Annotated in this window: 8 protein-coding genes; 1 reads left to right on the top strand and 7 read right to left on the bottom strand. The window is 70.3% G+C overall.

The features are described from left to right. Positions 1-291: 291 nt before the first annotated feature. The 7 genes from ABZ924_RS37795 to clpS form a co-directional block, all read right to left on the bottom strand. Positions 292-1,242: a cysteine synthase gene (locus ABZ924_RS37795; RefSeq protein WP_361920150.1), complete on the bottom strand. Its 951-nt coding sequence runs from the start codon at positions 1,240-1,242 to the stop codon at positions 292-294. Further along, a complete protein-coding gene (locus tag ABZ924_RS37790) occupies positions 1,242-1,520 on the bottom strand; it encodes a MoaD/ThiS family protein (protein ID WP_361920148.1) in 279 nt (92 codons plus the stop codon). Before ABZ924_RS37790 ends, ABZ924_RS37795 begins: the two co-directional genes overlap by 1 nt. Positions 1,521-1,617: 97 nt before the next feature. Then, on the bottom strand, positions 1,618-1,725 hold the full coding sequence (locus tag ABZ924_RS37785) for a putative leader peptide (RefSeq protein WP_361920146.1): 108 nt from the start codon (positions 1,723-1,725) through the stop codon (positions 1,618-1,620). A 77-nt stretch (positions 1,726-1,802) separates the two neighbouring features. Further along, positions 1,803-2,225, bottom strand: coding sequence for a M67 family metallopeptidase (locus tag ABZ924_RS37780; protein WP_361920144.1), 423 nt, complete (start codon positions 2,223-2,225; stop codon positions 1,803-1,805). Between the two features lie 143 nt (positions 2,226-2,368). Next, positions 2,369-3,808 carry an amino acid permease gene (locus ABZ924_RS37775; protein ID WP_361920142.1) on the bottom strand — a complete coding sequence of 480 codons (1,440 nt, stop codon included), beginning with the start codon at positions 3,806-3,808 and terminating at the stop codon, positions 2,369-2,371. A 363-nt stretch (positions 3,809-4,171) separates the two neighbouring features. Then, positions 4,172-4,789 carry a DUF2017 domain-containing protein gene (locus tag ABZ924_RS37770; protein WP_361920140.1) on the bottom strand — a complete coding sequence of 206 codons (618 nt, stop codon included), beginning with the start codon at positions 4,787-4,789 and terminating at the stop codon, positions 4,172-4,174. After that, positions 4,789-5,103: an ATP-dependent Clp protease adapter ClpS gene (gene clpS, locus ABZ924_RS37765; RefSeq protein ID WP_361920138.1), complete on the bottom strand. Its 315-nt coding sequence runs from the start codon at positions 5,101-5,103 to the stop codon at positions 4,789-4,791. Before clpS ends, ABZ924_RS37770 begins: the two co-directional genes overlap by 1 nt. Positions 5,104-5,183: 80 nt before the next feature. Here clpS and ABZ924_RS37760 point away from each other — a divergent pair, with 80 nt between their 5' ends. Continuing rightward, positions 5,184-6,512 carry a nicotinate phosphoribosyltransferase gene (locus ABZ924_RS37760; protein WP_361920136.1) on the top strand — a complete coding sequence of 443 codons (1,329 nt, stop codon included), beginning with the start codon at positions 5,184-5,186 and terminating at the stop codon, positions 6,510-6,512. Positions 6,513-6,717 lie beyond the last annotated feature (205 nt).

Here is a 6,717-nt window from a genome sequence, read left to right as displayed (position 1 = left end):
CGCCCCCGGACCCCCGCGCCTCAAACGCCGGCGGGGCTGATTTCAGCCCGCGCGGCGTTTGAGCGCACCGGGCGCGGAGCGCCCGGAACCGGGTCCGGACGGAGCCCGGTTTCTGGGGGCACCTCCCAGCGGTAGCTGGGGGAGAAGGGGCGGGGAGGGCAACGGCCCCGCGCAGCGGCAGCCGGTCGATGGCGGCGGGCGGCGGCACGCGGTCAACCGGCCGCGGCAGCGGTCGGCGGCAGCGGAGCTGGGGGCTGGCCCCCGCTCACGCGCCGGCGGGATCGGACGGGGTCAGGCCCAGAGTTGGCCCTGGAGGACTGCGATGGCTTCCTCCGTGGTGGGGGCCGTGTAGACGCCCGTCGAGAGGTACTTCCAGCCGCCGTCGGCCACGACGAAGACGATGTCGGCCTGTTCGCCGGCGGCCACGGCCTTGCGGCCGACGCCGATCGCCGCGTGGAGGGCGGCTCCGGTGGAGACGCCGGCGAAGATGCCCTCCTGCTGGAGCAGCTCGCGGGTGCGGGTGACGGCGTCCTCGGAGCCCACCGAGTAGCGGGTGGTCAGGACGGAGGCGTCGTACAGCTCGGGGACGAAGCCCTCGTCGAGGTTGCGCAGGCCGTAGACGAGGTCGTCGTAGCGGGGTTCCGCCGCGACGATCTTGACGCCCTCGACGTGTTCGCGCAGGTAGCGGCCCACGCCCATGAGGGTGCCGGTGGTGCCCAGGCCCGCCACGAAGTGGGTGATCGACGGGAGGTCGCGCAGGATCTCCGGGCCGGTCGTGGCGTAGTGGGCGCCGGCGTTGTCCGGGTTGCCGTACTGGTAGAGCATCACCCAGTCGGGGTGCTCGGCCGCCAGTTCCTTGGCCACCCGGACGGCGGTGTTCGATCCGCCCGCCGCCGGCGAGGAGATGATCTCGGCTCCCCACATGGTGAGAAGGTCGCGGCGCTCCTGGCTCGTGTTCTCGGGCATGACGCACACGATCCGGTAGCCCTTGAGCTTCGCCGCCATCGCCAGGGAGATGCCGGTGTTGCCCGAGGTGGGTTCCAGGATGGTGCAGCCCGGCTGGAGCCTGCCGTCCTTCTCTGCCTGCTCGACCATGTGGAGCGCGGGGCGGTCCTTGATCGAGCCGGTCGGGTTGCGGTCCTCCAGCTTGGCCCAGATGCGGACGTCCTCGGAGGGCGACAGCCGGGGCAGCCGGACGAGCGGCGTGTTGCCGACCGCGGCGAGCGGGGAGTCGTACCGCATCAGGCAGCGCCGCCGGCGACCGCCGGGAGGATGGTGACGCTGTCGCCGTCCTTGACCGGGGTGGCGATGCCGTCCAGGAAGCGGACGTCCTCGTCGTTGAGGTAGACGTTGACGAAGCGGCGCAGCTTGCCGCCTTCGACGATGCGCTCCTCGATGCCCTTGTGGCGGGTCTCGAGGTCCGCGAAGAGCTCGGAGAGCGTGGCGCCCTTGCCGCTGACGGCCTTCTCGCCGTCGGTGTAGGTGCGGAGGATGGTGGGGATGCGGACCTCGATGGCCATGGCAGGCTCCAGTGGTGGTGTCAGGCGGGGCAGGGCGGGGGCGCCCCCGGCGCGGGCGCGCGGCGCCGGTGGCGCCCCGGCGGGGTGCTGTGGATGCTCAGGCGGCAGGACAGATGCTGCTGGCGAGGCGGCACAGGTCGACGTGCAGCCGGGCCACGAGCAGCAGGCTGCCGGGCGTCTCGATGCTCACGTCGTGGGGAACCATGCGGTCATGTTAACGATTCCCGGTCCCCCGTATGGAGTGTGATCCCGCATCGTGGACGCAGTCTGCTCGCATGGTGGTCAGTAGGCCTCTACGACCTGCACTTCTTCCTCGGTGATCACGCCGTCGACGATGCGGTACGAGCGGAACTGGAACTCGCCGAGGCCGTCGGTGTCGGCGGTGGAGACGAGGACGTAGTGGGCGCCGGGCTCGCCCGCGTAGGAGACGTCGGTGCGCGAGGGGTAGGCCTCGGTGGCGGTGTGCGAGTGGTAGACGATCACGGGCTCCTCGTCCCGGTCGTCGAGTTCGCGGTAGAGCGCCAGCAGGTCCTTGGAGTCGAACTCGTAGAACGTGGGCGAGCGGGCCGCGTTGAGCATGGGGATGAACCGCTCGGGGCGGCCGGTGCCGGCCGGGCCGGCGACCATGCCGCACGCCTCGTCGGGGTGGTCCTTGCGGGCGTGCGCGACGATCTGGTCGTAGAGGGCCTGGGTGAGGGTCAGCATGAGCGACAGGATAAGCAGACGGGCCCTTGCGTACCGAGGTGTGGTACGCAAGGGCCCGGATGCTGGACACGTGGTCCGCGGGGCCTTGGCTCCCGGCCGTGACGGCCGGCCGGTTTCCGAGGCCCCGCAGGGCTTCACAGGCTTCAGGAGGCCTTGGTGAAGGCGGCTCCGGCGGGGTCGCGGCGCTTGAGGACCGCGTAGGACAGGCCGAGGATCAGCGCCCACAGGGGGGCGCAGTAGAGCGAGACGCGGGCGTCGGCGTCGACGCCCATCATCACGATGACGACGGCGATGAAGGCGAGCGCGAACCAGCTGGTCCAGGGCGAGCCCGGGGCCTTGAACTTCGAGGCGGGCAGTTCGCCGCGGTCGGCCTTGGCACGGTAGCGGATCTGGCAGACGAGGATGACGATCCAGGCCCACATGCCGGAGATGGTGGCGAAGGAGACGACGTAGTCGAAGGCCTTGCCGGGGGCGACGTAGTTGATCCAGACGCCGACGAGCATGAGGGCGGCGGAGACGGTGGTGCCGACGAGCGGGGTGCCGTTCTTGGTCAGCTTGGTGAAGACCTTGGGGCCCTGGCCGTTGAGCGCGAGGTCGCGCAGCATGCGGCCGGTGGAGTACATGCCGGAGTTGCAGGAGGACAGGGCGGCGGTGAGGACCACGAAGTTGACGATCGCGGCGCCGATGCCGAGGCCCATCTTCTCGAAGGCGAGGACGAAGGGGCTCTCGCCGGCCTTGAAGTTGGACCACGGGATGACCGACATGATCATGATGAGGGCGCCGACGTAGAAGACGGCGATGCGCCACGGCACGGTGTTGATGGCCTTGGGCAGGGTCTTCTCGGGGTCCTTGGACTCGCCGGCGGTGACGCCGACCAGCTCGACCGCGAGGAAGGCGAACACGACGATCTGCAGGGTCATCAGCGTCTCGCCGATGCCGTTGGGGAAGAAGCCGCGGTCGTTCCACAGGTTGGCGAAGGTGGCGCCGTCGGCGGCGTCGCTGAAGCCGATGGTGAGGATGCCGGCGCAGATCAGGATCATGCCGACGATGGCGGTGACCTTGACCATGGAGAACCAGAACTCCAGCTCGCCGAAGAGCTTCACCGAGATCAGGTTGGCGGTGTACAGGACGACCGTGAAGATCAGCGCGTAGGCCCACTGCGGGAAGCTGTCGTGGGTCCAGTACGTCATGTACTTGGCGGCGGCGGTGACTTCGGTGATGCCGGTGACCACCCAGAACAGCCAGTACGTCCAGCCGGTGGCGTATCCCCAGAACGGGCCGAGGAACTCTCGGGCGTAGTCCGAGAAGGAGCCCGCGACCGGGCGGTACATCAGCAGCTCGCCGAGGGCGCGCATGATGAAGAAGATGACCAGGCCCGCGATGGCGTAGGCCAGGATGAGGCTCGGTCCGGCCTTCGAGATCGCCTTGCCGGCCCCCAGGAAGAGGCCGGTGCCGATGGCGCCGCCGATCGCGATCATCTGGATCTGGCGGGCGCCGAGTGTGCGGTGGTATCCCTCGCCACCCTCGGCTCCGGCGCCCTCGCCGGGTGCCCTGTCGTGCTGCTCGACCTGCACAGAGGTCATGTGTTGGTGCGCCTTTCTCCACGCCGACCCGCGCCTTCGATGGCTGCGGATCGGGTCCTCGATCCCCCCGGATACGGATGGAGTTGCACGCCGGCGGTCAGCCGGTTGAAGCAGGCCGAGGGGGACATGGGTGGCGTTCCCGTCGGCGGTCGTGAAGATCTATCACGTGTCGATCTCCGACCGAGAGGCCGATATGTGGCGCAGATCACATATAAATCAGGACATGGGGGATGAAAAAAGTCAGATCACCGCATGACGGTGATCTGATCGTTATCCGGATTTGAGCGTCCGCTGAGCGAACAGCATGGGGTGAGGGGCCCCTCCGAGCCCCTCCAATCCCCCTCCGAGCCCCCTCCGAGCCCCTCAGAGGGTCTCGATGAGCGTCTCCTGGAGGCCGGTGAGCCACACGTACGCCATCGAGATCGGCTTGCGCGGATCGTCGTCCGGCAGCCCGAACAGCAGCGCGCTCTCGTCGTCCTCGGTGATGTCCAGGCGGGCGGCGATGGTCAGGCGCAGGTCGTTGAGCGCGCCGAGCCAGCGCAGCGGGAGCTCGCCGGTGAGCTCCAGCACGGCCGAGCCGTCCTCGCCGGGGGTGAGGGCGTTCAGGCTGTGGACGACGGCGAGCGCGTCCTCCCGCTTGCGGGTGCGCAGGTCGTTCTCGGTGAAGCGGCGGAATTCCGCCGAACGGGCGGCGATCTCCGTCTGGTCCACGCCCTGGCCCTCGGAGCCGGGGCCGCCGTAGGCGTCGGGGAAGAGCCGGGCGAGCGCCGGGTCGGCGGGCTTCTCGGTGGGGCCCTGGTGCTCCTCGGCGAACAGCACGGCGAGCGGGTCGGCGTCGGCGTCCGGCTCGGGTGCGCCCGGTCCGATGAGCTCGAGGAGGTTGACGGCCAGGGAGCGCAGGATGGAGATCTCGACCTCGTCCAGCGCGATGGCGGCTCCGCCGCCCTTCAGGGCTTCGAACATCGCTGCGGAGTGCCCCATCACATGCGGTCCTGGGAGAGGGTCGCCCACAGACCGTAGCCGTGCATGGCCTGCACGTCGCGCTCCATTTCCTCGCGGGTGCCGCTGGAGACGACGGCCCGCCCCTTGTGGTGGACGTCGAGCATCAGCTTGTGCGCCTTGTCCTTCGTGTAGCCGAAGTACGCCTGGAACACGTACGTCACGTAGCTCATGAGGTTGACCGGGTCGTTGTGCACCAGGGTCACCCAGGGAACGTCGGGTTCGGGGACCGCGGAGGTCTCTTCGGCCGACTCGGTGCGTTCGATCTCAATGGGAGCAACACTCACTTGTCCCATGCTGCCACCGTGACGGGTCCGTTGCACAAACCGGCCCTACATTTCGTCACTCTGACGAGATGTGCGCTAGCATCCGTGGCATGAACCCTGCGGACCTGGGCCTGCCGGTGGACGTGCCGTCGACAGCGCTCTTCACGGATCATTACGAGCTCACGATGCTGCAGGCCGCCCTGGCGAACGGCACCGCCGACCGCCGCTCGGTCTTCGAGGTGTTCACCCGGCGGCTGCCCGAGGGGCGGCGCTACGGAGTCGTGGCCGGCACCGGCCGCGTCCTGGACGCGGTGGAGAACTTCCGCTTCGACGGCGCCGTGCTGGAGTTCCTGCGCGAGCGGGCCGTCGTCGACATGCGGACGCTGGACTGGCTCTCCTCGTACCGCTTCTCGGGTGACATCTGGGGCTACCCCGAGGGCGAGGTGTACTTCCCCGGCTCGCCGATCCTGCGCGTCGAGGGCAGCTTCGCCGAGTGCGTGCTGCTGGAGACGGTCATCCTGTCGATCCTCAACCACGACTCGGCGATCGCCGCCGCCGCCTCCCGGATGGCCTCGGCCGCCGGGGAGCGGCCGCTGATCGAGATGGGCGCCCGGCGCACCCACGAGCTGGCCGCCGTGGCCGCCTCGCGCGCCGCGTACGTGGGAGGCTTCACCTCCACCTCGGACCTGGCGGCCGGCTTCCGGTACGGGATCCCGACCGTCGGGACCAGCGCGCACGCCTTCACGCTGCTGCACGACAGCGAGCGGGACGCCTTCACCGCGCAGGTGGCCTCGCTGGGCGGCGGGACCACCCTGCTGGTGGACACGTACGACGTGGCCGAGGCGGTGCGCACCGCCGTGGAGATCGCCGGGACCGGGCTGGGCGCGGTCCGGATCGACTCCGGCGACCTGCTGCTGGTCGCGCACCGGGTGCGGCAGCAGCTGGACGAGCTGGGGGCCGAGCGCACGAAGATCGTGGTCACCTCGGACCTCGACGAGTACGCGATCGCCTCGCTGGCGGCGGCGCCGGTGGATGCGTACGGGGTCGGTACGCAGCTGGTGACGGGCAGCGGGCACCCCACCTGCTCGATGGTCTACAAGCTGGTGGCGCGGGCGCAGTCCGCGGACCCGAAGGCGCCGCTGGTGCCGGTGGCGAAGAAGGCCACCGGGGGGAAGACCTCCGTCGGGGGACGGAAGTGGGCGGCGCGGCGGCTGGACGGGGACGGGGTCGCCGAGGCCGAGGTGGTCGGGACCGGGCCGGTCCCGAACGCCCTTGCCGAGCGGCAGCTGCTGGTCCAGCTGGTCAAGGCGGGGGAGGTGGTGGCTCGGGAGCCGCTGGAGGCCGCCCGGGACCGCCACCGCGGAGCCCGCGGCGGGCTCCCGCTCTCCGCTACGCAGCTGTCGCGCGGCGAGGCCGTGATCCCGACCGAGTACCTCTAGCCTCCGGCGGGCCCCCGACCCCCTCCGGCCACCGCCGGACCCGCTGCGCGGAGCCGTTCCCCACCACGCCCCTTCCCGAAACCGTGGCCTGCGGCCCCGGCCCCCGTTCGCCTCAAACGCCGGCGGGGCTGAAAGACCCGGGCGCTCCGCGCCCGGTGCGCTCAAACGCCGCGCGGGCTGAAATCAGCCCCGCCGGCGTTTGAGG

This window comes from Streptomyces sp. NPDC046876, assembly GCF_040645035.1.
GTDB lineage: Bacteria > Actinomycetota > Actinomycetes > Streptomycetales > Streptomycetaceae > Streptomyces.
This window is presented reverse-complemented; position numbering and strand designations above follow the sequence as displayed.